The sequence below is a fragment of the Sedimentibacter sp. B4 genome (genome assembly GCF_000309315.1).
In the GTDB taxonomy this organism is placed as follows: Bacteria; Bacillota; Clostridia; order Tissierellales; family Sedimentibacteraceae; genus Sedimentibacter; species Sedimentibacter saalensis.
In genome coordinates, this window is sequence record NZ_CANG01000124.1 from 1 (window position 1) to 232 (window position 232).

General features: G+C 62.1%; 1 protein-coding gene. It reads left to right on the forward strand.

Features of this window, described 5'->3' with window-relative positions:
* The coding region (locus tag BN358_RS26125; RefSeq protein ID WP_198018374.1) for a hypothetical protein at positions 1–232 on the forward strand (232 nt) is incomplete at both ends.

The following is a 232-nucleotide window of genomic DNA, read 5'->3' on the forward strand; positions in this document are numbered from 1 at the left end:
TCCAACTCATCGCCGTGCAGGAAACGGTCTCGAAGAGGGCCGGTTGGCGAGTCAACAGCCACGCGGTCCTCTCGATGTTCTCCTTCCACAAGGAGGCGATGTACAAGGACCTCGTCGAGAATGCGGACACCATCCTCGCCCACCCCATCGTGCGGATGCTCGGTACCTCCGATCCACTCAAGCAGGCGGCCGGCCTCGGCTTCGAACCGATCGATCCGGACGACATCGATCG